Raw genomic sequence first — 25068 nt, forward strand, 5'->3', positions numbered from 1 at the left:
CTGTGGGGGTCCCCCCCCCCGGCTCCCCCCCCCCCCCCGCGGCGCCGTGTCCCCCCCCCGGCCCCCCCGCGCCGTTGAAGTCGGATCGTTCCGGCTCCCCACGCCTCGCCCGTACGGTCACCCCAGGAAGCTGGGGTCCGGACGGGCGAGGGAGGCAACCGGCCGCAGCGCTAGCCGCTGCGAGGGCAGTAGAGAGCGGACCGGGGTGACGTGCTGGCGCTGGCCGGCCGGTCCGTCGCGGCGGCGCCCAGAGTCTTCGTCTGTGCACGGGGCTTCCCCATCAGTCGAGGTCACAGGGGTGAAGCACTGCAAGGGGGATCACGTCCCCACTCTCCGGCCGTTGATCGCGGTCGCCGGGCCACCTCGCCAGTACGGGCCGTAGCCCTGTTCTGCCTGGCCTTCAGCGGGATTGCAGCGTCCCCGCCTTCTGCACATGCGGCATGAAGCCGCCAACCAGTCGAGTCGTTGCGTTCGGCTGTGTAGTACCTGTTTTACAGGTACTACATGAGGGCCCGTCAAGTAGCTCGGCGGATCCTCCTGGTGTGGCGCCGGGACGTCTCGACGCACATTCAGAATCGCTGCACGTCAGGGGAGTTGGTCACCCCGTGCGTAGACAGCTGTGGGACTTCTGGCTACGGTCGAGAAGTCCCTAGACGTCCCAACGGGGGTGCAGATGTCGAACGAGCGGTTACGGTCGGCCCTTCTCGCCCGCGGTATGACCGTGCAGAGCCTCGCTGAAGCGATCGCGGTTAACCCGAAGACGGTCGAACGCTGGATCACTCAGGGCAAGGTGCCGTACCGACGTCACCAGTACGCGACAGCGGCGGTGCTCAAGGTCGACGTCACGACGCTGTGGGAAGACGGCCGGACCGTCGACAGCGCGACGGATCTGACGAAAGCCGAGATAACGACCGTCTACCCGCACCGGCATACCGTGCCGTCGGGACTGTGGCGGGAACTCTACGGCCGTGCTGAGCGGAACCTGGACGTACTCGTGTACTCCGGTCTGTTCCTCTCCGAGGATCCCCGTTTCCATGACCTGGTGAAGGCCAAGGTGGAGGCTGGCGCCCAGGTGCGCATCCTGCTCGGAGACCCTGACTGCGCAGCCGTCCGACAGCGCGGCATTGACGAGGGCCACCAGATCATGGACGGCAAGATCCGCAACGCCCTGCTGCTGTACCGCCCGCTCCTGCGCAGCCACCCGGACATCGGCTTCCGGCTGCACGACTCGACGCTCTACAACTCCATCTACCGTGCCGACGACGAGATGCTGGTCAACCCCCACGTCTACGGCATCGGCGCCTATCTGGCGCCAGTCCTGCACCTGCGTCGCCTACCGGGCGGAGGACTCTTCGACACGTACGCGAATAGCATCGACCACACGTGGGAGAACGCCCGTCCGATCACCGCCCAGGACATAACCAGCATCACGGGAGCCTGAACCATGGGACGCATCGACTACCTGCACGACCCCGACGCCCCGCCGGCCAACTCCGTCGTGCCGTCCGTCGTCGCGTTCGTCCAGAACGACGCCGGCGAGGTGCTGATGATTCAGCGGTCCGACAACGGGCGCTGGGCACTGCCGGGTGGTGGCCACGACGTGGGCGAGTCCATCAGCGACACCGTCATCCGCGAGGTTTGGGAAGAGACCGGGATCAAGGTGGAAGTGGTCGACGTGTCCGGGCTCTACACGGATCCGGGGCACGTGATGCAGTACGACGATGGCGAGGTGCGACAGCAGTTCAGCATCTGTTTCCGTGCGCGGCCGGTCGGCGGCGAACTTCGTACGAGCAACGAGACGACTCAGGTCCGCTGGGTCGCCCCGGCGGACCTGATGGAGCTGGACGTGCACCCCACGATGCGGCTCCGCATCGAGCACGCCCAGGACAGGGCACGCACGGCGCCCTACATCGGCTGACGCTTGGCGGCGGCGACGCGTTCGAGCACCCGGGACGTGCACGCCAGGATCTCGGGTTCGGCCCGGCGAATGAACGTCCCGATCAGGCTGTCCGGCCCGTACCGCCCGGCAATCTCGTTGATCCGATCAACCGGGTTCGTGGGCGTGCCATCCGGCGTGGTGTTCATGTCGCAGTAGCAGAGCGCATCGTTCAAGTGCTCCTGCTCGCGGGGGAACTCGCCGTCCAGCTCCTCGCGCATGCCGCGCGCTTCCGCCTCCAACCAGGCGCAGGAGTGGTGAGCGACCAGGTTGATGACTCGCTCGTCGGCGCCGGCAACATCTCGGAGGTAGCGCGCACCGTCCAGCGGGTGAAAGCCCGTCTTGGCGAGATCCGGCGCGTACCCGATGTCGTGCAGGACGGCCGCGGCCTCCAGCAAGTCCGCGTCCTGGTCGAGGACGAGTGCGATGGTGCGCGCCCGCTCGGCGACCCCAAGGCAGTGATTCCAGCGCCGGGGCAACGGCTGGGCGAGCAGGGACTCGGCCAGGGGATAGGCCCACTCGGTCAACTTCGGCAAGCTATGAACGCTCCTCTCGAACCGGCACGGCGCGGACCCTCCGCACCTTGCCTTGGCCTCCGCTCGCGAGCACGCCAGCGACTTCCAATCTGTCCAGAGCCTTGGTCACAGTGGGACGCGAGACCCCGAAACGTTCGGCCAGCTCTGAAGCGCTCGGGAACTCGGACCCTGCTTGGAGCTTTTCAGCGGGGATGATCTCCGCGATGCGCTCGTGCAGCGGTCGCCTGTCGATGGCATCACCCGCCCGCACGACTCGCCACCGACTTCCGCGTACTGGCTCGGCTAGGCCCTGTTCCTGGAGAACTTTGAACGCTCGGAGCGCGACACCACGAGACACCCCGTGATCGCGCATGACGTCTGCGGCAGACGGGAGATGGGTCATCTGAGGATCCGCCGCGATCCGAGCCTTGACCGATTCTGCAACTTGCAAAAACGTCCCCCGCGGGCTGGCCTGCTGAGCCACGCGGTCTCCCTCCCTGGATGCCTGCATGCCACCGTATCTACCCTCTCAGCATTGCACTGCAATGCTTGAAGCGGTATGCGGTTGGTGCTGGTAGTGCCCACGACCGGCTCCTTCGTTCCGGGATACCGCCCACATCCGACCGCGCTCGGCAGGGGGCTCGGGTGATCGGACGGGCCCTGAACGGCCGGCGAAGCCCCTGCCCGCCATGTGTTCGATAGGGGTTGAGGCGGCAGACGAGTGCGGAACCCCTTGGGGTGTCACCGTTCCCATGGCAGACGCAGGAGGGGGCTGTCGTTGAGCTGGGTGAAGGCGTGCTCGACCATCAACCTATTCGGGTGTGGTCGGATGATTCCCAGTGCCCGGACGTCTGGTCTGAGGAATTGCCACGGCTGGAGACCGACGTGGCTCTGTCACGTCTTGATCCGCTACATCGATAAGCATGCCGAAGAGCCAAATCAAGCGAACAGCTCGCATCGTGCCTAGAAGAAGTGCAACTTCAACTAGCCATCCTGTGAGGCCGGGATTTTTCTGAGAGTCAAGCATCAGAGCGAGCAGGCAAATCCCAGTGATGATCAGCATGGAAGAAAGTATGCCGCCCCAATTGCGCCGGAGGCTGGCGCCAAATCGGCGACGGATCTCTAGCATTCTCCTGCCGCTTGCTGTGGCGTACTGACTGATTGCAGCCGTCCCGAAGCCGCCGATCAGCGCTGATGCCGATGCGGCGGTGGTGTAAATATCCTTTCGTCGGTCCGGTGTAATCGATACGAAAAAAGCATCGGTGTTGGCTGCGTGACAGTAGATGAGGTGGCCAGCGAGTAACGCCAGAGCCATGAGCCAGTCGACTGCGGGTCGTTCGCCCCATAGATCGCGTATGCGGCGTGCGAAGACACCGAAAGATGCCACGTGACTACCCCCCTAAGCTGAGGTTCGTCACTGTAGACCTAGCCACTGACAGCGCGTCGGAGGTCGCTCGCGTGCTCCTGGGCTGCCTCGAGGATCGCTTCCACGGCCGCCGTGTACCTGGGACGCGCGTCTTCGTTGCTTCGCACTTCCACGTGCTTCTTGGCAGTCACGTGGTGCTTGAGGAAGTCGAGCGCCTCCTCCTTAACGTGACCATCTTCCGTGGGAAGGGTGACCAACGCTCTCGCGCGTTCGATGCCACTCGGGCCAATCAGATAACCCAACTCCGACATGAAATGCATGGCATCTTCCTGGAGGCGTCTGTGCCCTCGGGCTCGAGAGGTGACTTGCCCGCGCTTTGGAACTTCAACCTTGAAGGTGATGCGGTGATCAGGGTAACGGTTGCTCGCCTGCTTGAATCCGAAAATGGATGAGCTTTCCGATGGCATGAATGCCGGATTGGGGCGAAAGGTGAACTCAAAATTATGGACTGCGTTCGCGTTCTGAAGCTTCGTCCAAACGTCCTGGCTGATCACTGGCCAGAGGGCAACTTCTTCTGCTGCTAATCCGCAAGCGTTCATCCATCGCTGGATAGCTGTTGCGCGAGGAGAGGCCTGACTGCTCCCCATCATGCCGATAATGTTTCCGTGCTCCAGGAAACAGACTGTCGTGGTGTCTACAAAGCCGCGGTTCCCGTCAAGCCGCAGGTCCTCGATGTGGCCATGGTCAAGGTCAACTGTTTGCAGTTCCCCGGAGCCGATCCGCCCGACGAGTAGATGCATAGCATCAGACGCGAACACTGCCTCCCCGATATAGCGGTCGCCATCGGGTGTGACAAACCTGCGCTCCTCGTAGCGCTTGGCGGACATCTCTTCAAGCGCCCGCTGCCAGGGGACGTCATCCATGCGCGGGTTGTAGTCGTCCTTCGCGCGTACCACTTCATAGAAGTAGACAGTCCTGACGCGCCTTGTCATGGCGAAGCCCCCCTCGCGCTGCCCAGTCGAGATCGTGATGCTATCGCCTGTGCGCCGCACGAATCAGTGCATGGGGCAACTCTGTAACACCTTAGGGATGCCAGACTGCTTGGCCAGATCACGGGCAGCTGCGAGGCCGTCGATCGGTCCACGCCTGCGGCAGTGCACGAGTGAGCCCAGCACGGCTCCCCCCGGTCCAGCGAGACGGTAGGGCGAGTGAAACGAACTCAGGAGCCGCCTCATCGCCTCTGAGGCGAGAAGGGTCCGGCCACCGCCCGGCGTTGGGTGTGTGTTCGGAACGGTACCCAAGCCTGGAAGGATCAGCGGCAGCGTGCTGCTGAGAGTCAGGGGGACCATGATCATAAACAAGTGGTGGAGACACGATCCGCACGAGCGGTACTGGCTGGAGATCACGAACCGCGAGGACATCGGTACCAACCTGCTGGCCCCTCAGACCAACGATCGGGGCGAGGAGTATTGGTCCTACACACTCGTCCGTGAGGTAAGACCTGGTGATCTGGTGCTGCACTGGGACAAGAACCACGGTCCTGGCGTGGTGGGGTACTCCCATGTTCGGGGTGAGGCCTTTGCTTCCACGATCGTCTGGCAGAGCCGGGGGACGTACGGCCGGCAGCGGGGTGCGTCCGGTCCCGAGCCCGCTTGGGAAGCTCCCCTTGGCGGATACCGAGAGTTGGAGCGACCCGTAACTCAGGCGCGCCTCCGTGAGATCGAGTCCACCATCCGAGCTCTGCGCGATTACCTCACGGAGGCGGTCGTTGGGCCGCTCTACTTCCCATTTGCGTTGTCGGAGAAGCGGCCCCTTCGCACAGCGCAGGGCTACCTGACCAAACTGCCGCGAACGGTAGTGGAAGCACTGCCTGAGCTGCGGGAGTTGCGCCAGACGGCCGTCTCTGAGCCCCACGAGCCGGAAGTCCCCGACCTGTCGCCCGCTTCGCTACCCAAGCAACGCAGTCCCACCGGCTACGGCCGGCAGAAAGACGTACAACGGCGGCGGGCCGTCGAGCGGTACGCGATGGATCTTGTACTCAGCCACTATCGCTCCCACGGCTATGAGGTTCAGGACGTGGGTGCACATTCGCCGTGGGACGTAACAGCGCGCAAGAACGGTGCCGAGGTCCACATAGAGGTGAAGGGCAGCACCGTCACACGCGAGGTGATCGACCTGACCGAGGGGGAGGTGCGTCACGCTGAAGGCATCCCCACCTGCCTCGTGGTGATAGATCAAATTGAACTTGGTGACGACCTCCGCTGTCATGGGGGGCGCTGGCGTTCGTGGAGCGACTGGTCGCCATCACGTGGCGAGCTTGTCGCCACTGCTTACCGCTACCCGCTGCCGGCGGGAGGCCAAGAGGGCCGACCCCCTGTTTAGCCGGCACTGGTCTCAGTCGTGGTCTCGTTCGGGGTTGAGTCCGTAGCTATCCGGCCGCATCCACTACCGTCCGGCAGGCTGTCTGATCAGGAGCGTAAGCAACCCGACGAACGACGACGGACACCCCCGGACCAAGATCGCACAACTCGTAATGCGTAGGTCTCGGGTTCGAATCCCGAAAGCGGCTCCACTGGGACCCCAGGTCAGTCACCGGCTGACCTGGGGTTCTTGCGTTCGGTGGATGCGGCGGTGCTGTGGTTGCCGGCAGGGGGATGCGTGGCCTCGGGGCGGAGGCGGGCGGCCAGGAGGGCTATGTCGTCCTCGCACATGCCGTCGGTCAGCTGGGTGAGGACGGTGTCGAGCAGGTGCTCCAAGGGGTCGTCGGCCGACAGGTCCATGGTGGTGAGGGCGTGGACGGAGTCGTCGATGTCCACGCCCCGCTGTTCGACGAGGCCGTCGGTGTAGAGCAGCAGGACGGAGCCCGGCTCGAATGCGAACGTTGTCATCTCGTAGGTGCCGAGCTCGGTGCCGATGGGCGGGCCGGCCGGGAGGTGCATCAGGCCGGAGCTGCCGCCTGGGCGGATGACGAGGGGCGGCAGGTGTCCGGCCGTGGCCGCGGTGCAGGTGCCGGCCGGGGTGTCCACGAGGACGAGCAGGCAGGTGGCGGCGCGGTCGAGGCCGATGCGTGACGCCCTGCGGTCCGCCTCGGTGAGCATGGCGTCCACGGGCAGCCCGGCGGCGGCGACGGTGCGCAGGACGGAGCGGTACTGGCTCATGGCCACCGCCGCCTGGAAGCCGTGCCCCATCACGTCCCCCATGACCAGCAGGGTGCGGCAGTCCGGCAGCGCGATGGAGTCGTACCAGTCGCCGCCGACGAGGGCGCTGCGGCCGGAGGGCAGGTAGCGGGTGGCCACCTCGACCGTGGGGTGCGGGCGGTCGGGTTCGGAGAGCAACGCGCGCTGGAGTTCCAGCGTCATCGTGTGCTCGTGGCTGTACCGGTGGGCGCTGTCGATGGAGACCGCGGCCCGCGCGGCGACCCCCTGCGCGGTCAGGATGTCGTCGTCGCTGAAGGCGGGGGACGCCCCCACCCGCATGAGGATGACGATGCCGACGCTGCGGCCGGCCGTCGGCAGGGGGACGACGAGCGCGGAGTGGACCCCGGCCGCCCGGAGGAGCCGCACCCGCTCGGGATCCACGACGATCTTCTGGAACAGCTCGTCGGAGGCCAGGTTGCCCAGCCACGGCCGTCCGCTGTCCATGCAGCGCCGGGGTGCCGAGCCGCGCGGCAGATCCACGTACGGCTTGGATCCGCCCAGGTCCTTCAGGTGCCGTTGCAGTTCGGGCGGCGCCGACAGACTCATCCTGCGCAGCCGGAGCACGCCGGCGGGCGGCGGGGGCGCGCCGAAGAACTCCTGCTCGACGAGTCCGACCGCCGCGATGTCCGCGAGGGACGGCGCGAGGAAGCCGGCCAGCTCGGCGCAGGTGGCCTCCACGTCGAGGGTCGTGCCGACCCGGGTGGCCGCGGCGTCCACCAGGGCGAGCCGCTGGTGGGCGTTCTCCAGGTCGTCCAGGTACTGGCGCAGGTTGCTGGCCTCCACGGCGATCCCGCACACGCCGAGGACGTGCCCCTGCGCCTCCAGCCGGTGGAAGACGGCACGCCAGAGCCTGCGGCCGACGGGTGAGGGGACGCGCGTGGTCCCGGTCAGGGTGACTTCCCGGGGCCGGCCGTCGGCCAGGACCTCGATCAGCACGTCGTCGGGTGTCCGTACGTCCGGCAGCACCTCGCCGGGTGTCCTGCCGAGGAACGCGGCGGCGGGGATCCCGGTGACCCGGGACCAGGCCGGGTTGACGTAGAGGTAGCGCAGATGACGGTTCAGGATGACGACGGGGGCGGAGGTGCCCTCGATGATGCCGCGCAGGAATCCGCACTCGCAGGCCATCCGGGTGCCGTCGACCGACGGCAGGAAGGGCTCGGCGCCGATGCCTCTCGGTGCCTGGGCCTGGGCCTCGGGGAAGAGCCACGACGGCGGGAGTCGTTCTGCGCTCAACGTCTTCTCCAGCTGTCCGGGTCGGGTGCGGGCGGCCCCTTCCCATCGTGGGAGGACAGGAGAACCGGCGCATCTCGGCCGAGCAGCTGGTTGGGTGTTCAACCAACAGTCCCGCCGCTGTCGTTGCCGCCGCCGCGGCTCGGGGAGGGAGCCTGTTGCCGCCCCCGGAGGGAACGTGGTGACAAAACCGGATCAAAGACGCGGCAAAGTGAATCCGCGCCAGGTGAACCACCGCCGCTGAGGCAACATCTTGGTGAACGGCGGACAGCGCGCGGTCGGAGCGTGGTGCCGCCGTCGGCCGGATGGGGTGAGGGACGTGGCGGAGCCGAGGATCGCCGTCGCCGTGGTGACGATGGGCAACCGGCCCGCCGAGGTCGACGCCCTGCTGGAGTCCGTGGCCAAGCAGGACCTCGCCCCCGCCCGCATCGTGATCGTCGGCAACGGCTGCCGGCTGCCCGAGTTCGCCCGCCGGCTCTCGCTGCCCGGTGAGGTCACGGCCGTCGAGGTCGAGGAGAACCTGGGCTGCCCGGGCGGCCGGAACGTCGCGTTCGCCCGGCTGCGGGAGTTCGGGGACGTCGACGTCGTCGTGGAACTGGACGACGACGGGCTGCTCGTCGACGCCGACGTGCTGCGCCGGGTGCGGGACCTGTACGCCGCCGACCCCCGCCTCGGCATCGTCGGCTTCCGCATCGCCGACGAGCGCGGCGAGACCCAGCAGCGGCACGTGCCCCGGGTGGGCAAGTCCGACCCGATGCGCGGCGGTTACGTCACCGGCTTCCTCGGGGGCGGGCACGCCCTGCGCATGGCGATGCTCGCCGAGACCGGGGACTGGCCCGCGGAGTTCTTCTTCGCGCACGAGGAGACCGACCTCGCCTGGCGGGCCGCCGACGCCGGCTGGAAGATCCTGTACGCACCCGAACTGCTCCTCCAGCACCCCAGGACCTCCCCGGCCCGGCACGCCATCTACTACCGCGTCAACGCCCGCAACCGCGTCTGGCTCGTCCGGCGCCGGCTGCCGCTGCCGCTCGCCTTGGTGCACCTCGGGCTGTGGACGCTCCTCACCCTCGCCCGCACCCGCTCGCTGCCGGGTCTCAGGGCGTGGTTCGGCGGGTTCGCGGAGGGGCTGCGGAAACCGGCCGGCGAGCGGCGGCCGATGCGCTGGCGGACGGTGTGGCGGCTGACCCGGCTGGGGCGCCCGCCCGTCATCTGAGCCGGCGGCGGGCCAGGGAAGAACCGGCAAGGCGGGCCAGGGAAGAACAGTCAAGGCGGGCCAGGAGAAAGGGAACGGCGGAACACCCGCACGAAAAAAGCGGGACGGGGCCCCGGTCGTTCACCTCCGCCGGCCGGGGCCCTTGTCGTCCCCGGACCCAGCCTGCGGCGACACTCCCCCGAGTTACGCGTCCTACGCGCGCGCCGTCGGGCCAGATCCGATGGAATGATCACATCAGGATTCGCCAACGGATCGCTAACATGTGGCCAACGGTTCGTCGGCGGGTCGCGGAGCGGTTGGCCGGAACTCGTCCGGCAACAGCGCCAAGAGCCCGTCGGCCGGGCGGATTCCGGTGGCCGGACCGGCGGTCGGCCGGCGAGCGGAAGGTGGCAGGAAACCGTTGTGGACAGGGCGGAATTCCGCCAGGCAACGGCGGGCACACGCCCGCCGCGGAGCACGGTCGGCCCCGACCGCGCGGGAAGGCAGTGGAGCGGCGTGATGCGGCGGTGCGAGCTGCGCTTCGGACTGCTGGGACCGCCGGTCCTCTACGACCGACCGCCGTACGGGATTTCGTACGACCCCTCTCCCGGTCCCCCCGGCACCTCTTCCTCCGAGACGTCCGGCACCTCTTCCTCCGAGACGTCCGGCACCTCTTCCTCCGAGACGCCCGGCACCTCTTCCTCCGGAACTTCCGGCACCTCACCCTCCGGAACGCCCAGTACCTCTTCCTCCGGAACCCCCGGCTACTCCCTTCCCGGCACCCCCGCCCTCAGCGAAACCGCTGCCGGCGGCCCGTCCGGGAGGACCGGCGCCGGTGCCCCCCACGCATCCGCCGTCCCGGCCTCCGGCGACGACCACCCCGACAACGGCGTCCGGGCCATCGGCAGCCCCAAGGTCCGTGCCCTGCTCGCCACTTTGCTGTTGGAGCCCGGTCGGGTCGTGTCGGTCGAGGCGCTGAAGGACGCGCTGTGGGGCGGTGCGCCGCCCGTCTCCGCGCAGGCCTCCCTGCACAACCACGTCACCCGGCTGCGCCGGCTCCTGGACGACCCCGAGCGGCTCAGGGCCGTACCGCCGGGCTATGTGCTGCGGGTCGACCACGGCGAACTGGACGTGCACGTCTTCGACGCCCAGGTCGCCGAGGCGCGGTCCGCGCACGCCCGGCGGGACTGGCCGGGCGTCGTACGGGCCTGCGCCTGCGCGCTCGCGCTGTGGCGCGGCACCCCGCTCAGCGGACTCCCCGCCGACATCGGCGGCTACGCGCTGGTGCAGCGGCTGGAGGAGGCCCGGCTGCTCCTGCTGGAGTGGCGCTACGACGCCGAACTGGCCCTCGGCGGAGCCCGCTTGGCCGAACTCGTCCCCGAGCTGGCCGCGCTGGTCGCCGAGCATCCGCTGCGCGAGGCGTACCACCGCCAGCTGATGCTCGCCCTGCACCGCACCGGCCGTCAGGCCGAGGCGCTCGCCGTCCACCGGGATCTGCGCGCCCGGCTGGTGGAGGAACTCGGCATCGAACCCGGCCCGGCGGTCCGCGAGGCACACGTCGAGGTGCTGCGGGGCAGCGGCGAGGGGCGCCGGGACGAGGAGCACGGCGACCAGCGGACGGCCGGCCAGGACGGCCGGCCGCGGCGCGGCGGCGAGCTGTCCGGCGGCACCGGCACCGCCGGGGAGGCCGCTTCCCCGGAACACCCCGATGCCGCCGCCGCTCCGCCCGCGCCCTCCGCTTCCCCGGCGCCACCCGCGTCCGCGCGGGACGGTGGCGGGGCGGCCGCGCGGCAGACCCCGCGCCCGGCGCAGCTGCCGGCCCCGCCGGCCCACTTCACCGGCCGTGCCGACGTGCGCGAGGAGCTGCGCCGCACGCTGACCGAGCCGCCCGCACCGGCGCCCGCGGTCGCGGTGATCAGCGGTATGGCCGGCGTCGGCAAGAGCGCGCTGGCCCTGTACGTCGCCCATGAGCTGCGGGAGCGTTTCACTGACGGGCAGCTCTACGTCAACCTGCACGGTGCCACGCCCGGCATGACCCCGCTCACCGCCACCCAGGCGCTCGCCGCGCTGCTGCGCGACCTCGGCGCCGAGCCCCGGAACATCCCGGAACACCCCGATGCCGCGGCCGCGTTGCTCCGCTCACTGCTCGCACCCGCCCGCATCCTGCTGGTCCTGGACGACGCGGCGAACGCCGCCCAGGTACGGCCCCTGCTGCCGGCCGGGCCCGGCTGCGCGGTGATCGTCACCAGCCGTTCGCCGCTCACCGCGCTCGACGGTGCCCGGCGCTTCCCGCTCTCCCCGCTGACCGGTGAGGACAGCGCGGCCCTGCTCCGCGCGGTGAGCGGGCGCGCGGGACTGGACGCCGGCCACGCGCTGGTCGAGCTGACCGGCAGGCTGCCGCTGGCGCTGCGCGTGGTCGCCGCCCGGCTCGCCGCCCGCAGCGCCCTCACCCCGGACGTGCTGGCCGGTCAACTCGCCGAGACCGGCGGACGGTTGCGGCACCTGGAGTACGACGACCTGAGCGTCCGCCGCTCCCTGGCCGTCGCCCACGACGCGCTCGCCGCCGCCGAGCGGGAGGCCGACCGGGACGCGGCCCTCGCCCTGCGCCACATCGGCGCGCTCGACCTGCCGACCTACGGCGCCCCGCTGATCGCCCGCCTCACCGGCACCGACGAGCGCCGCGCCGAGGCCGCGCTGGACCGCCTGGTCGACGTCGCCCTCCTGGAGGAGACGGCGTACGGCCGCTACGCACCCCACGACCTGGTCCGCGACTTCGCCCGCGAACTGGCGGACGCCGACAGCCTCCAGCCGGCCCCGGACCCGGCCGAGGGCTTCGGCGGGCCTTCCGCACCGGGCGGGGGCACGGCCGGGACGGATTCCCCGGGCGCCCCAGCCCCGCGCAACCCCGGCAGCGTGAACGGCACCGCCGGCCCGGCCGCCTCGGAGGAGGCCACGCCGGCCTCTGCGACGGCCCATGCCCCCAGCGGCCCCGCGCACGCCCCTCACCCCGACCTGACCGCCCTGCGCTGGTACGCCGCCATGGCCGAGCGGGTGCTGACGGCGGTCGTGGAGCCGGGGCTCGACCAGGACGACCGGCGGCGGCCGACCTCCGCGCAGCCGGGCGGGCATGCGGCGGACGTGGCCGCCCTGGCGCCTTTCGAGTCGGCCGAGGAGGCCTTCGCCTGGGGCGAGGTGGAGCTGGAGAACGTCGTCGCGCTGGTGGCGCGGAACGCGGACGCCGACGAGCCGCGCATCGCCGCCCATCTCTCCGCGCTCGTGCGGCTGCTCTTCCCCTATGTGCAGCGCAGCGGCCGGGTCGCCGAGATGGAGGTGCTGGGCGGGGCCGCGCTCGGTGCGGCGCGGCGGCTCGGGGACGCGGCGGCGGAGGCGTACGCCCTGGGCGACCTGTCGGGCCTGCACTTCCTGACCGGCCGGCACAACCACGCCCTGGCCCTCACCGACCAGGCCCTGGAGATCTGGGAGCGGCTGGGCACGGCCTCCCGGATCCGCCGCTGCCTGAACAACCGCGGGCTGCTGCTGGAGGGGCTCGGACGGTTCGAGGAGTCGGGGGAGGCGCTGCGGCAGAGCCTCGCCTACTCGCGGCTGCTGAACGACCCCTACGGCGAGGCCGTCACCCGCAGCCACCTCGGCAACCTCTACGAGCACACCGACCCGCGCGCCGCCATCGAGCAGCACCGGCGCTCGCTGGCGATCGGCGACGCGATGGGCGCGGTCATCGTGCAGCACTCGGCGCACTGCAACATCGGCTACGCCCACCTCTCCCTCGGCGAACCGGCGGCCGCCGCCCGGCACTTCGAGGAGAGCCTGCGCATCCTCGGCGGCCACGGCGACTGGCACGGCGAGTCGCAGACCCGGCTCGGCCTGGTCCGCGCGCTGCGGCAGCTGGGGGAGACCGGCCGGGCGGCCGGCGAGTGCGCCGAGCTGCTGGACCGGGCCGACGCCCGCGCCGACCGCTACATGGGCGGGCTGGCCCTGCACCAGCACGGGCTGCTGCTGCGCGAGCAGGGGCGGCGGGCGGAGGCGTACGACGCCTGGCGCGCGGCCCGCGCGGCGCTGGACGGCACGGACGAGCAGGCGGTCCTGGCGGAGCTGCGGGAACTGCTGGACGACGGCCCGACCGCCTGACACCCCGACGCCCCGACCGCACCGGCCTACTTGGCGTCGGCATAGCACTCCACCACCGCCGTCGTGAACGGGAACCGCACCGGTGTGTCACCGAAGGTCAGCCGGCCGGCGAGGGCGGAGGACTCGCGGACGGCTTCGACGACGGCATCGGCCTCCTCGGCGGGGCAGTGCACGATCACCTCGTCGTGCTGGAAGAAGACCAGCTCGGCCGCCATGTCCCGCAGGGTCCGGCGCAGCGCGGCGAGCAGCAGCAGGGCCCAGTCGGCGGCGCTGCCCTGCACGACGAAGTTGCGCGCGAAGCGGCCCCTCGCGCGGGAGTCGGCGGAGGCGTATCCGGGGACCCAGCCGGTGCGGCCGTCCTGTTCCTCCTCGCCGGCCGGGATGCCCGCCTCCTCGGTCGCGTCCCCGCCGGCCCCGGCGGCCGGCGGGCAGGTGCGGCCCAGCCAGGTGCGCACCAGCCGGCCCTCCTCGCCCGCGCGGGCCGCCTCGTCGACGTAGGCGACGGCCTTCGGGAAGCGGCGGCGCAGTGCGGCGAGGTTCTTCAGGCCGTCGCCGGAGGTCTGTCCGTAGACCGCGCCGAGGACGGCGAGCTTGGCCTGGTTCCGGTCGCCGGCGAAGGCGCGGTCGGAGACGGACTGGTAGAGGTCGCTGTCGCGGCCGGCCACCTCCATCAGGCCGGGGTCGCGGGAGATCGCGGCGAGCACGCGCGGCTCCATCTGGTCGGCGTCGGCCACCACCAGCCGCCAGCCGGGGTCGGCGACCACGGCCCGGCGGATCACCTTGGGGATCTGCAGGGCGCCCCCGCCGTTGGTCACCCAGCGCCCGGTGACCGTGCCGCCGGCGAGGAACTCGGGGCGGAACCGGCCCTCGCGCACCCAGTCCTGCAGCCAGGACCAGCCGTGCGCCACCCAGATGCGGTACAGCTTCTTGTACTCCAGCAGCGGTTCGACGGCCGGGTGGTCGACGGACCGGATCTCCCAGCGGCGGGTGGACTTCACCTTGATCCCGGCCTGCGCGAAGGCCTTGATCACGTCGGCGGGCAGGTCGGGCCGCACCCGGCGGCCGAAGGCCGCGGACACCTGGTCGGCCAGCTCGGCGAGGCGGCGCGGTTCGCCCCCGCCCGCGTACCGCTCGCCGAGCAGGCCGTGCAGCAGCTCGCGGTGGACCTCGGCGCTCCAAGGCAGGCCCGCCCGGTTCATCTCGGCGGCCACCAGCATCCCGGCCGACTCGGCGGCGGTCAGCAGCCGCATCCGCTCGGGGTGGGCGGTCTTGTCGTGCCGCCGCAGCTGCTCGGCGTAGACGGCGAGCAGGTCGGGCAGGGGCAGCCGGGTGCCGGCGGGCTCGAACAGCGGGGACTGGGCGCCGGGTTCGGCCGCGCGCTGCGGCGGATCGGGCGGGACGGGGCCGCCGCGGAGGCGGGCCAGGGCGGCGGCGGCCGAGCGTGGCTCGCCGTACCGTCCCTCATGGCCCAGCAGGAGTGTTTCGGCGTCCTCGATGTCGTAGCACCGCTCCACTCGCACCCCCGTGGCGAGCAGTCGCGGGTAGACCTCGGGGGTCGACCGCCACACCCAGCGCGTCACCTCCGGGCGGCTCCGCACCGCTTCGGCGAGATCGCTCTCCCGCCGCACCGGTCCGGCGGGCAGCCCGTCCGGGCCGAGGGGGACGAGGTCCACGCCCGAGTCCTCGGCCGGTGCGAGAGCCCACCGGTCGGTCATGGAAGCGAGTGTGGCAGGGGGGTCTGACAATCGCTGTGACCTGCGGTTCTACCCCTGCTCGCCGGTTGCTTCGGTCTGCTGCTCCAGCAGCAGGGCCAGCATCCTGGCGACGTACTCCTCGACGGCCGGCTTGGTGAGGCCGAGGCCGCTCAGGACGCCCTGGCCGTTCTCGTGCTCCAGCAGGGCGAGCAGGAGGTGTTCGGTGCCGATGTAGTTGTGGCCGAGCCGGAGGGCCTCGCGGAAGGTGAGTTCCAGGACCTTCTTGGCCTCGGGGCCGTAGGGGACGAGGTCGGGGACGTCGTCCGCGGCGGGCGGCAGCGCGGCCGTCGCGGCCTGGCGTACGGAGTCCGGCAGGATGCCCTGCGCGGTGATCGCCTTCGCGGCCAGTCCGTCCGGTTCGGCCAGCAGCCCGAGGACCAGGTGCTCGGGGCGGCCCTCGGCGTTGCGGGCGGCCAGCGCCTCGTTGTGCGCGGCCATGACCACGTTCCGCGCGCGCGGGGTGTAGCGGCTGAAGCCCTGGCTGGGGTCGAGGTCGGCGGACTCCTTGGGCACGAACCGCTTCTGCGCCGCCTGCCGGGTCACGCCCATGCTCCGCCCGATGTCGGTCCAGGACGCGCCGGAGCGGCGGGCCTGGTCGACGAAGTGCCCGATCAGGTGGTCGGCAACGTCACCGAGGTGATCGGCGGCGATCACCGCGTCCTGGAGCTGTTCGAGGGGTTCGTCGTGAACCTTCTTGATCGCCTCGATGAGGTCGTCGAGGCGCACGGATACCGGGTTGTTCTGGTTGGTCGCCATAGTGTCAACCGTAGGTTGCGCCTCCCCGACTGTCAACCGGCAGTTGACAGTCCGTCCTCGTCATCCCGGCCCACTGTCCACAGCCTGTGGACGACCGCCGCCCGCTGTCGGCCGGCCGTGGCACGATCGACGGCGTGACCAGTACCGCCAGCACCGTCGAGCAGGCCTTCCGGGCCGCCCTCTACGACGACACCGACACCGGCCTCGACACGGGCGCCTCGCTGCTCGCCGCCGACCCGGCCGCCGACGCCGAACTCGCGCGGCGCGGCGAGGACTTCGTGGCGACGGCCTGGCAGCGCGGCTGGCAGCCCGCCGACGTCGTACGGCTGGTGCGGCGGGAGCTGGACGAGGCGCACGTCCGCCTGGCCGCTGCACTGATCCGGGCGCAGGCCGGGCGGGACCGTCCGCGCGGGCGCCGCTGGGCCGACCAGCTGGCGGCGCTGCCCGCCGGCCCCGACCGCATCGCCGACCGCTTCTCCCATGCCACGGCCGTCCTGGAGCTGTACCGCCTGCTGCTGCGGCTGCCCGCCCTGGAGCCCCTGGAGGAGGAGTCCCGCCGCACCCCCGGGCCGGCCGCCTCCCGCATGCTCGGCCGCATCCGCGCGCTGCTCGCCAAGGCCGAGGCGACCGGTTACCCGGAGGAGGCCGAGGCGCTCACCGCCAAGGCGCAGGAGCTGATGGCCCGGCACAGCGTCGACGAGGCGCTGCTCGCCGCCGGGGCGCCCGCGCCGGACGCGCCCGGCGCCTGCCGTATCGGGGTCGAGCCGCCGTACGAACAGGCCAAGGCGGTCCTGCTGGACGCGGTGGCCACGGCGAACCACTGCCGCGCGGTGTGGAACGAACCGCTCGGCTTCTCCACGGTCGTCGGCTTCGAGGCCGACCTGGAGGCGGTCGACATGCTCTACACCTCCCTGCTGGTGCAGGCCACGCACGCGATGACCAAGGCCGAGGCGGCCCAGCGGGCCGGCGGACGCAAACGGACCAAGACCTTCCGGCAGTCGTTCCTCGCGGCCTACGCCCACCGCGTGGGCGACCGGCTCGCGGCCGCCGCCGAGACCCAGGTGACCCGGGACCTGCTGCCGGTGCTGGCCACGCGCGCGATAGCCGTCACCGGCCGACTGGAGCGGATGTTCCCGGAGACCACCACGACCCGGCTGCGCGGGGTGAGCGACGCGGCGGGCTGGACCGAGGGCGCCCGCGCGGCGGACCGGGCGCAGGTCAGAGCCCGCCCGCGACTGGAGTGAGACTCAGTCGCCCACCTGTTGGAAGGCGCTCACCGAGGCGTCCGGCCCGCTCCCGTCGGCCTTGGCGGCGACCGGGCCGTACGTCCACGGGAAGCTGCGGTTGTTGTCCGAGCCGGGCAGGGCGATCGTCACGGTCTTGGCGGCCAGTGCGTTCCCGGCGCCGTCCTTGCCGCGCACGTAGCTGATGGAGAAGGACGCGGAGTCGCCCTTGGCCAGCTTCAGCTTCTGCGCCTTCGCGCCCTTGAGCACGGGCACGGTGGCCTTGCTGCCGTCGCCGCTCAGCACGACGGCCGGGAAGTGCTCCAGGGTGCAGGGCGCGCTCTGGTTGGTGAGGCTCACCGGGATCTCCCCGGTGTCGCCGGCGGCCGGCGCCACGCTCGCCGAGCCGATCTGCACGGAGACCCCGCCGATGTCGCAGGCGGAGCCGCTCTTGCCGTTCTTGTCCCCGCCGCTGTCGTTGCAGGCGGTCAGCAGCACGGCGGCGGCGAGGGCGGTGACGGTGAGCGGAATGGCGCGCATGAGCAGATTCCCATCGAGGTCGGGACGGTCTCCCCGCATCATGGCCCCTGCGCCCGGGGCGCGATCACGCGCCCCGGCCCGATTCACCGCTTCAGGGGTGCCTTCGCCGCTTCACGGGCGCCTGCACCGCCGCCCGCGGGCGCCGCCGCTTCCTCCCGCCGGCGCCTTCACTGCTTGACGGGGGCCGTCGGCAGCCCCGACGGCAGCTTGCCGCCCTCGGCCTTGGTGTAGGTCTCCTGGCCGGTCTTGCCCGACCAGGTCACCTTCAGTGTCGTGCCGTTGACGGAGTCGACCATGCCGGTGGTCCGCTCCTTGCCGCCGCCGGGGCAGGTCAGGTGGATCATCTGCATGCCGTCCTCGGCCCCCGCGGTCCCGTTGCACACGGTCCCGCCGGTCACGAAGACGCCGGCCTGCTTCCCGGTGACCACCAGGGCCACGATCTTGCCGTCGGCGGTGGTGATCCAGCTGCCCTGGAGCCTGGCGGAAGCGCCGGTCAGACCCGGCGAGGCCGTATCCGCGGACGCGCCCGACGAGGCGGGGGAGCCGGCCCTCGCGCCGGAACCTCCGGACTCCCCGTCCCCGGAACCGCCGCTGCACGCCGTCAGCGCCAGCGCGCCCGCCAGTCCCGCGGCCAGGGCCGCGCCCCGCACCCTCGCACTCGCAGTAGTCACCGGAAAGCTCCCTCCGCGGTAGCGGCCGGCCGCCCTCGCCGGACGGCCCGCAGCGCAAGCTACCAGGAGTTACCAGGAGGACTTCCGCACCCCGGGCAGGTATCCCCGGTGTGCCTGGTCGCGCAGGCTCACGCGGGACAGGCCGAAGGCGCGCAGATAACCGCGGGGACGGCCGTCGACCTGGTCGCGGTTGCGCACGCGCGTGGCACTGGCGTCCCGGGGCTGTCCGCGCAGTTCCCGCTGGGCGGCGAGCCGTTCGTTCTCGGGGGTGGCGGGCCGGCGGATGATCTCCTTCAGCTCGGCGCGGCGCTCGGCGTAGCGGGCGACGGTCTCCTTGCGCCGCTCGTTCTTCGCGATCTTGCTCTTCTTCGCCATCAGACCCTCACTCCCCGGGCACGGATGCGGGCGACGGCCGCCTCGACGCCGATCGCGTCCACCGTCCTGACGGCCCGCGCGCTCAGCCGCAGCCGGACGTACCGGCCCTCACTCGGCAGCCAGTAGCGCCTGGTCTGGAGGTTCGGGTCGAAGCGGCGGGAGGTGCGCCGGTGGGAGTGCGAGATGCGGTTGCCGAAGCCCGGTCGGGCCCCGGTGAGCATGCAGTGCGCGGACACGGTGACGTAGCTCTCCTCAGACGGTGATGCTAATGGAATTCATTTTCAGTAAGGTAGCAGCATGGCACGCAACGAACTCCGCCCCGTCGTCAGGCTCCGGTCCACGGCCGGAACCGGCTACACCTACGTGACCCGCAAGAACCGGCGCAACGACCCGGACCGCATGACGCTGCGCAAGTACGACCCGGCCGTCGGCCGGCACGTCGACTTCCGAGAGGAGCGCTGACCACCGTGCGCAAGGGGATCCACCCCGCCTACGGGCCGGTCGTCTTCCGTGACCGCGCCGCAAACCACGCCTTCCTCACCCGGTCGACCATGACGAGCGAGAAGACGGTCGAGTGGGAGGATGGCGCGGTCCACCCGGTCGTGGACGTCGAGACCTCCGACGTCAGCCACCCCTTCTACACCGGTACCGCGCGCGTGCTGGACACCGCCGGGCGCGTGGAGCGCTTCGAGCGCCGGTACGGGAAGCGGGGCGCGGTATGAGCCTGTCGGTGGCCGTCGTGGCCGGGCTGCACTCCGCCGCCCGCACGGCGGCCGTCGACCGGCTCCTCGCCGACGTGCCCGGGAGCGTCGCCCTCCACCACGACCTGGCGACGGCCGCCGCCGGCACGGTCGTGCGGACGGTCCGCGACCGCCACGGGACCATGTCGACGGGGGAGACGCCGCTGGTCAACGACTGCGCGTGCTGCGCGCTGCGCGAGGACCTGGTGCCCGAGCTGCGGCGGCTCGCCGACGCCGGCACGGCCCGGCTGGCGGTCGTCGAACTGTGGGACTCGGTCGAGCCCAAGGCGATGACCGAGGTGATCGCGTCCGGCGGACTGGCCGTCACGTCCGTGATCACCGCGGTCGACCCGGCGCTGGTGCTGCCGTACCTCGGCAACGGCGACGACCTCGCCGAGGCCGGGCTCGCCGCGGCGGCCACCGACCGGCGCACGGTCGCCGACACCTTCGCCCGGCAGCTGGAGTACGCGCCCGTGCTCGCCGTCGCCGACGCGCCGGAGGCCGACGACGAGGACCGCGAGCTGCTCGCGCAGCTCCATCCGACGGCCCGCCGGGTCCCGATCGGACGCGGTGGCCCGGCGGGCGCGCCCTCCCCGGGGCCGCTCGCCCGGGCCGCCCTCGCCGGGTTCGACGTGGAGGCCGCCGCAGCCGCGCAGCACCCGGCCTGCGCGCTGCTGCCCCAGGAGGCCGACGGTCACGGCGTGTCCACCCTGGTCTGGCACCGCCGCCGGCCCTTCCACCCGGAGCGGCTGTACGCGGCGCTGGAGGACCTGACCTGCGCCGCCGCGCGCAGCCGGGGCCGGTTCTGGCTCGCCGACAAGCCCGATGTGCTGCTGCACTGGGACGCGGCCGGCGGGGCGCTGTGCGTGGAGAGCGCGGGGCCCTGGCTGGCCGCGCTGCCGGACGCGGCCTGGGACGTGGTCCCGCCGGTGCGCCGGGCCGCGGCCGCCCTGGACTGGCACCCCGAGCACGGCGACTGCTGCAACCACCTGGTCTTCACCTCGCCCGGCCTCGACCGCGACGGGCTCGCGCACCTGCTGGAGTCCTGCCTGCTCACCGACGCCGAGTACGCCGCCGGGCGGGAGGCCTGGCGCAAGCTCCCGCCCGCCTTCGACACCCTGCTGGAGGTCTGATGCCCCGCCAGAGCGGCCGCGCCCCGGCCCGCCGCCGCCCCAACCCCCTGGACCAGGCGGGCGTGACCCGCATCGACTACAAGGACACCGACCTGCTCCGCAGGTTCCTCTCCGACCGGGGCAGGATCCGCAGCCGCCGGGTCACCCGGGTCACGGCCCGGCAGCAGCGCTTGCTGGCACGGGCCGTGAAGAACGCCCGGGAGATGGCGTTGCTGCCGTACTCCTCTCGCTGACGGAAGCGGTGCTCCGGCGGCGGGGCGGCCTCCCCCCGGCCGAGGCCGACGATGTCGGCCGACCCCGCCGACCGGACCGTCGACCCGACCCTGGAACATGAAGGGCGCGCTACGCGTCTCTTCCTAGGGCACGAGGGGTTCACCCGGACGACCCGGGGACATGTCCTGCCCGCTCCCGGGCAGACGCTGAAACGGCTTTCGGTAAAGCGGACGTCAAGGTTGTAACCGCAGGACCACTCCTCGTGCACGTGCATTTGCTCATGCATCCGCACGTGAACCAAGTTATGATCCGGGTCAGTTGACCACAGCATCTATGGCCTCACCAGCCAGTGCACCACCGGGGAGCGACCTGTGGACCGCGACGTCGACGGCGTGTACGGGGGGTACGACGTGTACAACGGCATGGCTGCCACGCAGCTGAACGGAGTGGCCTGGCAGAAGAGCAGGCACAGCAACTCGCAGGGTTCCTGCGTGGAGTTCGCGCGCTTGCCGGGCGGCGAGGTCGCCGTACGCAACTCGCGGTTCCCGGACGGGCCGGCGCTCGTCTACACGCGCGCGGAGATCGAGGCGATGCTCCTCGGCATCAAGGACGGCGAGTTCGACCACCTGATAACGAGCTGACGCGGGCGATCCGTCCGCGGGGACCGATGGCAACGATGTCGGACGCACCGGCATCCGCACGTGAGGAGTGGACGCGCGTAGACGCAGCGCGTCCACCGGTTCCGGACGGATCAGCCGGCCGTCGGCAGCCGGAACATCGCCCAGACCACCTTGCCCTCGAGCGTGCTCGCGAGCGGATGCCAGCCCCAGCTGTCGGCGAAGGACTCGACCAGGAACAGCCCGCGGCCCGACTCGGCGGAGAAGTCGTCCGAGTCGCGGGGGACCGGGGTCTCGTGACTGGGGTCGCGCACCCCGCACACCAGCCGCTCGCTCCACCGCATCAGGTGCAGCCGCACGGACGGCTGGTGCGCCTCGCCCCGGCACGGAGCGGACGGCACCGCGTGGCGCAGGGCGTTGGTCACGAGTTCGGAGACGACGAGACAGATGTCGTCGAAACGGTCCCCGACGTCCCACCGGTCCAGGGTGTCGCGGGTGAAGCGCCGGGCCTCGCGCACCGCCTCGTAACGGGCGGGCAGGGCACAGGAGGCGGCATCGGACACGGCCGCGGGGTCCAGCGGCGGAAGGCCCTGCCGTAACGGCTTGAGCATGGTCGATCCATTCGTCCCCATGCGAGGCACTCCCGGGAATTCGCGGTCGTTGCGATGCAGCGGTGGCGCTGCACCATGGTTTCGGATGCGCAGAGCAGATGCAAGGGCAGATGCACGTGCACGCGACCGAAATGGCCCTGCCCGTACCGCTTCTTGGCCATTTTTTCTGCCATCTTCGTGTCGATCCCGCCAGAGGTCCGGACCTCTTCCCGGTCGGGGCCCGGCAGAAACGGCCGACCTCTTTCCGTTTCCGTAACCGGGCGAGTACTGCTCGGAGTGTTTTAGTGGCAGACTTCGGCCCCTGAAGACGGTTGGGGAGGCTGGCGAACGTGAGCGCGGGAGAGCCCGGATCGGTGGTGCGGCGGATGCTGCTCGGCTCGCAACTCAGGCGACTGCGTGAAGCACGGGGGATCACGCGCGAGAAGGCCGGATACTCGATCCGCGCCTCCGAGTCGAAGATCAGCCGGATGGAGCTGGGCCGGGTGAGCTTCAAGACGAGAGACGTCGAGGACCTGCTGACGCTCTACGGCATCACCGACGAGGCGGAGCGCGAGTCGCTGCTCTCCCTCGCCCGGGAGGCCAACGTGGCGGGCTGGTGGCACAGCTACACCGACGTCCTGCCCAGCTGGTTCCCCACCTACGTGGGCCTGGAGGGCGCCGCCTCGCTGATCCGCGCCTACGAGGTGCAGTTCGTGCACGGCCTGCTGCAGACCGCCGAGTACGCCCGAGCGGTGGTCCGGCGCGGCATGAAGGGCGCGAGCGCCGCCGACGTCGAACGCCGGGTCGCCCTGCGCCTGGAGCGGCAGAAGCACCTGCTCGCCGACAACGCCCCCGAGTTCCACATCGTCCTGGACGAGGCCGCCCTGCGCCGCCCCTACGGCGACCGCGAGGTGATGCGCGGCCAGCTCCAGCACCTGATCGACATCTCCGAGCGGCCCAACGTGCGCCTGCAGGTCATGCCGTTCAGCTTCGGCGGGCACTCCGGCGAGAGCGGTGCCTTCACCATCCTCAGCTTCCCCGAGTCCGACCTGTCCGACGTGGTCTACCTGGAGCAGCTGACCAGCGCCCTGTACCTGGACAAACGCGAGGACGTCGCCCAGTACGAGCAGGCCCTGAAGGAACTCCAGCAGGACAGCCCCGGGCCCGACGAGAGCAGGGACCTGCTGCGCGGTCTGCTGCAACTGTCGTGACCGCCTCCAACTCCCTTTACTTGCAAGTAGGATGACGTCCGCTCAGGCATGCACGGATCTGGTGTCCGCTAGCGATTGAGGGATCACATGTCGTCCTACTTCACCGACCTGGCCCAGCAGTACATCGACGGCGAGTGGCGCTCGGGCACCGGCTCCTGGGACGTCATCGACTTCAATCCCTACGACGACGAGAAGCTGGCCTCGATCACGGTGGCCACGGTCGACGAGGTGGACCAGGCCTACCAGGCCGCCGCCCGCGCCCAGAAGAAGTGGGCCGAGACCAACCCCTACACCCGGCGCGCGGTGTTCGAGCGGGCCCTTCGGCTGATAGAGGACCGCGAGCAGGAGATAGCCGACCTGATCATCGCCGAACTCGGCGGCACGCGCGTGAAGGCCGGTTTCGAACTGCACCTCGCCAAGGAGTTCCTGCGCGAGTCGATCCACCTCGCGCTGCGCCCCGAGGGCAGGATCCTGCCCTCCCCGACCGAGGGCAAGGAGAACCGCGTCTACCGGGTGCCGGTCGGCGTCGTGGGCGTGATCAGCCCGTTCAACTTCCCCTTCCTGCTGTCGCTGAAGTCGGTCGCGCCGGCCCTCGCGCTCGGCAACGCCGTGGTGCTCAAGCCGCACCAGAACACCCCGATCGCCGGCGGCACCCTGCTCGCGAAGATCTTCGAGGAGGCCGGGCTGCCCGGCGGCCTGCTCAACGTGGTCGTCACCGACATCGCCGAGATCGGCGACGCGTTCCTGGAGCACCCGGTCCCGAAGGTCATCTCCTTCACCGGCTCCGACAAGATCGGCCGGCACGTCGCCACCGTCTGCGCCAGGAACTTCAAGCGCTCGGTGCTCGAACTGGGCGGCAACAGCGCGCTGGTGGTGCTGGACGACGCGGACGTCGACTACGCGGTGGACGCGGCCGTCTTCAGCCGGTTCGTCCACCAGGGCCAGGTCTGCATGGCCGCCAACCGGGTCCTCGTGGACGCCTCCGTCGCCGAGGAGTTCACCGAGAAGTTCGTCGCCAAGGTCCGGACCCTCAAGGTGGGCGACCCGCGCGACCCGGAGACCGTGATCGGCCCGGTGATCAACTCCGCGCAGGCCAACGCCGTATCGGGCACCGTGGAGCAGGCCCTCGCCGAGGGCGCCACCGCCCTGGTGCGCGGCACCACCAGCAACAACCTGGTCGAGCCGACCGTACTGACCGGTCTCCCCGCCGGCTCCCCGCTGCTCCAGCAGGAGGTCTTCGGCCCGGTCGTCTTCCTCGTCCCGTTCGACGGGGAGGAGGAGGCGGTGCGGATCGTCAACGACACCCCCTACGGCCTGAGCGGCGCCGTGCACACGGGAGACATCGAGCGGGGCGTGGCCTTCGCCAAGCGGATCGACACCGGCATGTTCCACGTGAACGACGGCACGGTCCACGACGAGCCGATCGTGCCCTTCGGTGGTGAGAAGCACTCGGGCCTCGGCCGCCTCAACGGCGAGACCACGCTGGAGGCGTTCACCACCGTCAAGTGGATCTCGGTGCAGCACGGCCGCAGCGGGTTCCCCTTCTAGGCCGTGTCCGCAAAGTCCCTCCTGCCCCGCGACACGACCTAGCCGCGCGCCGCTTCCCCGGTCCCCGTCCGGCTTTTTCCGCGCCCCGGACCATTGAGGACGGCCATTGAGGACA

The 25068-nt window shown here is 70.9% G+C and carries 26 protein-coding genes; 13 read left to right on the plus strand and 13 right to left on the minus strand.

Going from position 1 to position 25068, the window contains the following annotated elements:
- Nucleotides 1-715 precede the first annotated feature (715 nt).
- On the plus strand, nucleotides 716-1441 hold the full coding sequence (locus tag ABZ923_RS26135; protein ID WP_361476016.1) for an XRE family transcriptional regulator: 726 nt from the start codon (nucleotides 716-718) through the stop codon (nucleotides 1439-1441).
- Nucleotides 1442-1444: 3 nt separating this feature from the next.
- Nucleotides 1445-1918, plus strand: a complete 474-nt coding sequence (locus ABZ923_RS26140) for an NUDIX domain-containing protein (protein ID WP_361476018.1) — start codon at nucleotides 1445-1447, stop codon at nucleotides 1916-1918.
- On the opposite strand, the gene ABZ923_RS26145 is transcribed toward ABZ923_RS26140, so the two are convergent.
- From ABZ923_RS26145 to ABZ923_RS26160, 4 genes are all read right to left on the minus strand, one after another.
- Nucleotides 1906-2472 (minus strand): HD domain-containing protein, encoded by a 567-nt coding sequence (locus tag ABZ923_RS26145; protein WP_361476020.1) that lies wholly within the window; start codon nucleotides 2470-2472, stop codon nucleotides 1906-1908. The two genes, ABZ923_RS26140 and ABZ923_RS26145, sit on opposite strands and share 13 nt — an antisense overlap.
- A 1-nt stretch (nucleotide 2473) precedes the next feature.
- The gene (locus tag ABZ923_RS26150) at nucleotides 2474-2962 is read right to left on the minus strand and encodes a GntR family transcriptional regulator (protein ID WP_361476022.1); all 489 of its coding nucleotides are present in this window, start codon (nucleotides 2960-2962) and stop codon (nucleotides 2474-2476) included.
- 300 nt (nucleotides 2963-3262) lie between these two features.
- Complete coding sequence (locus ABZ923_RS26155) at nucleotides 3263-3838, minus strand: hypothetical protein (RefSeq protein ID WP_361476024.1); 576 nt, start codon at nucleotides 3836-3838, stop codon at nucleotides 3263-3265.
- 38 nt (nucleotides 3839-3876) lie between these two features.
- Nucleotides 3877-4740 carry a hypothetical protein gene (locus tag ABZ923_RS26160; RefSeq protein WP_361476026.1) on the minus strand — a complete coding sequence of 288 codons (864 nt, stop codon included), beginning with the start codon at nucleotides 4738-4740 and terminating at the stop codon, nucleotides 3877-3879.
- 424 nt (nucleotides 4741-5164) lie between these two features.
- Here ABZ923_RS26160 and ABZ923_RS26165 point away from each other — a divergent pair, with 424 nt between their 5' ends.
- Entirely contained in the window at nucleotides 5165-6199 is a 1035-nt protein-coding gene (locus ABZ923_RS26165; RefSeq protein WP_361476028.1) for a DUF3883 domain-containing protein, read from the plus strand.
- A gap of 203 nt (nucleotides 6200-6402) precedes the next feature.
- On the opposite strand, the gene ABZ923_RS26170 is transcribed toward ABZ923_RS26165, so the two are convergent.
- Nucleotides 6403-8247, minus strand: a complete 1845-nt coding sequence (locus tag ABZ923_RS26170) for a SpoIIE family protein phosphatase (protein ID WP_361476030.1) — start codon at nucleotides 8245-8247, stop codon at nucleotides 6403-6405.
- A 316-nt stretch (nucleotides 8248-8563) separates the two neighbouring features.
- Between ABZ923_RS26170 and ABZ923_RS26175 the strand changes: the two genes are divergently transcribed.
- On the plus strand, nucleotides 8564-9457 hold the full coding sequence (locus ABZ923_RS26175) for a glycosyltransferase (RefSeq protein ID WP_361476032.1): 894 nt from the start codon (nucleotides 8564-8566) through the stop codon (nucleotides 9455-9457).
- A 545-nt stretch (nucleotides 9458-10002) separates the two neighbouring features.
- On the opposite strand, the gene ABZ923_RS26180 is transcribed toward ABZ923_RS26175, so the two are convergent.
- Nucleotides 10003-10155, minus strand: a complete 153-nt coding sequence (locus tag ABZ923_RS26180) for a hypothetical protein (protein WP_361476099.1) — start codon at nucleotides 10153-10155, stop codon at nucleotides 10003-10005.
- Nucleotides 10156-10336: 181 nt separating this feature from the next.
- On the opposite strand from ABZ923_RS26180, the gene ABZ923_RS26185 reads away from it, so the two are divergent.
- Complete coding sequence (locus ABZ923_RS26185) at nucleotides 10337-13582, plus strand: BTAD domain-containing putative transcriptional regulator (RefSeq protein ID WP_361476095.1); 3246 nt, start codon at nucleotides 10337-10339, stop codon at nucleotides 13580-13582.
- 26 nt (nucleotides 13583-13608) lie between these two features.
- On the opposite strand, the gene ABZ923_RS26190 is transcribed toward ABZ923_RS26185, so the two are convergent.
- Together ABZ923_RS26190 and ABZ923_RS26195 are read right to left on the minus strand one after the other, a co-directional pair.
- The gene (locus ABZ923_RS26190) at nucleotides 13609-15297 is read right to left on the minus strand and encodes a bifunctional 3'-5' exonuclease/DNA polymerase (protein WP_361476034.1); all 1689 of its coding nucleotides are present in this window, start codon (nucleotides 15295-15297) and stop codon (nucleotides 13609-13611) included.
- A gap of 48 nt (nucleotides 15298-15345) precedes the next feature.
- On the minus strand, nucleotides 15346-16092 hold the full coding sequence (locus ABZ923_RS26195) for a Clp protease N-terminal domain-containing protein (protein WP_361476036.1): 747 nt from the start codon (nucleotides 16090-16092) through the stop codon (nucleotides 15346-15348).
- A 134-nt stretch (nucleotides 16093-16226) separates the two neighbouring features.
- Here ABZ923_RS26195 and ABZ923_RS26200 point away from each other — a divergent pair, with 134 nt between their 5' ends.
- The gene (locus ABZ923_RS26200; RefSeq protein ID WP_361476038.1) at nucleotides 16227-17336 is read left to right on the plus strand and encodes a DUF2786 domain-containing protein; all 1110 of its coding nucleotides are present in this window, start codon (nucleotides 16227-16229) and stop codon (nucleotides 17334-17336) included.
- Between the two features lie 3 nt (nucleotides 17337-17339).
- Here the strand turns inward: ABZ923_RS26200 and ABZ923_RS26205 are convergent, their stop codons facing one another.
- The 4 genes from ABZ923_RS26205 to rpmB form a co-directional block, all read right to left on the minus strand.
- Nucleotides 17340-17855, minus strand: coding sequence for a DUF4232 domain-containing protein (locus ABZ923_RS26205; protein ID WP_361476040.1), 516 nt, complete (start codon nucleotides 17853-17855; stop codon nucleotides 17340-17342).
- Nucleotides 17856-18022: 167 nt separating this feature from the next.
- Nucleotides 18023-18526, minus strand: coding sequence for a hypothetical protein (locus ABZ923_RS26210; RefSeq protein ID WP_361476041.1), 504 nt, complete (start codon nucleotides 18524-18526; stop codon nucleotides 18023-18025).
- A 69-nt stretch (nucleotides 18527-18595) separates the two neighbouring features.
- Nucleotides 18596-18901 carry a 30S ribosomal protein S14 gene (gene rpsN / locus ABZ923_RS26215; RefSeq protein ID WP_361476042.1) on the minus strand — a complete coding sequence of 102 codons (306 nt, stop codon included), beginning with the start codon at nucleotides 18899-18901 and terminating at the stop codon, nucleotides 18596-18598.
- On the minus strand, nucleotides 18901-19137 hold the full coding sequence (rpmB, locus tag ABZ923_RS26220; protein ID WP_361476044.1) for a 50S ribosomal protein L28: 237 nt from the start codon (nucleotides 19135-19137) through the stop codon (nucleotides 18901-18903). Before rpmB ends, rpsN begins: the two co-directional genes overlap by 1 nt.
- Before the next feature lie 61 nt (nucleotides 19138-19198).
- On the opposite strand from rpmB, the gene rpmG reads away from it, so the two are divergent.
- From rpmG to ABZ923_RS26245, 5 genes are all read left to right on the plus strand, one after another.
- Nucleotides 19199-19363 carry a 50S ribosomal protein L33 gene (rpmG, locus tag ABZ923_RS26225; protein ID WP_361476046.1) on the plus strand — a complete coding sequence of 55 codons (165 nt, stop codon included), beginning with the start codon at nucleotides 19199-19201 and terminating at the stop codon, nucleotides 19361-19363.
- Nucleotides 19364-19368: 5 nt separating this feature from the next.
- Entirely contained in the window at nucleotides 19369-19623 is a 255-nt protein-coding gene (locus tag ABZ923_RS26230; protein ID WP_361476048.1) for a type B 50S ribosomal protein L31, read from the plus strand.
- Entirely contained in the window at nucleotides 19620-20774 is a 1155-nt protein-coding gene (locus ABZ923_RS26235) for a GTP-binding protein (protein WP_361476050.1), read from the plus strand. Before ABZ923_RS26230 ends, ABZ923_RS26235 begins: the two co-directional genes overlap by 4 nt.
- Entirely contained in the window at nucleotides 20774-21007 is a 234-nt protein-coding gene (gene rpsR, locus ABZ923_RS26240) for a 30S ribosomal protein S18 (RefSeq protein WP_361476052.1), read from the plus strand. Before ABZ923_RS26235 ends, rpsR begins: the two co-directional genes overlap by 1 nt.
- 351 nt (nucleotides 21008-21358) lie before the next feature.
- Nucleotides 21359-21628 (plus strand): DUF397 domain-containing protein, encoded by a 270-nt coding sequence (locus ABZ923_RS26245; protein WP_030342654.1) that lies wholly within the window; start codon nucleotides 21359-21361, stop codon nucleotides 21626-21628.
- A gap of 110 nt (nucleotides 21629-21738) precedes the next feature.
- On the opposite strand, the gene ABZ923_RS26250 is transcribed toward ABZ923_RS26245, so the two are convergent.
- Nucleotides 21739-22236, minus strand: a complete 498-nt coding sequence (locus tag ABZ923_RS26250) for an ATP-binding protein (protein ID WP_361476054.1) — start codon at nucleotides 22234-22236, stop codon at nucleotides 21739-21741.
- Nucleotides 22237-22580: 344 nt separating this feature from the next.
- On the opposite strand from ABZ923_RS26250, the gene ABZ923_RS26255 reads away from it, so the two are divergent.
- Nucleotides 22581-23405 carry a helix-turn-helix transcriptional regulator gene (locus tag ABZ923_RS26255; protein WP_361476097.1) on the plus strand — a complete coding sequence of 275 codons (825 nt, stop codon included), beginning with the start codon at nucleotides 22581-22583 and terminating at the stop codon, nucleotides 23403-23405.
- 87 nt (nucleotides 23406-23492) lie between these two features.
- On the plus strand, nucleotides 23493-24953 hold the full coding sequence (locus tag ABZ923_RS26260) for an aldehyde dehydrogenase family protein (protein WP_361476056.1): 1461 nt from the start codon (nucleotides 23493-23495) through the stop codon (nucleotides 24951-24953).
- Nucleotides 24954-25068: the final 115 nt, after the last annotated feature.

Source organism: Streptomyces sp. NPDC046881, from assembly GCF_040645015.1.
Classification (GTDB): Bacteria; Actinomycetota; Actinomycetes; order Streptomycetales; family Streptomycetaceae; genus Streptomyces.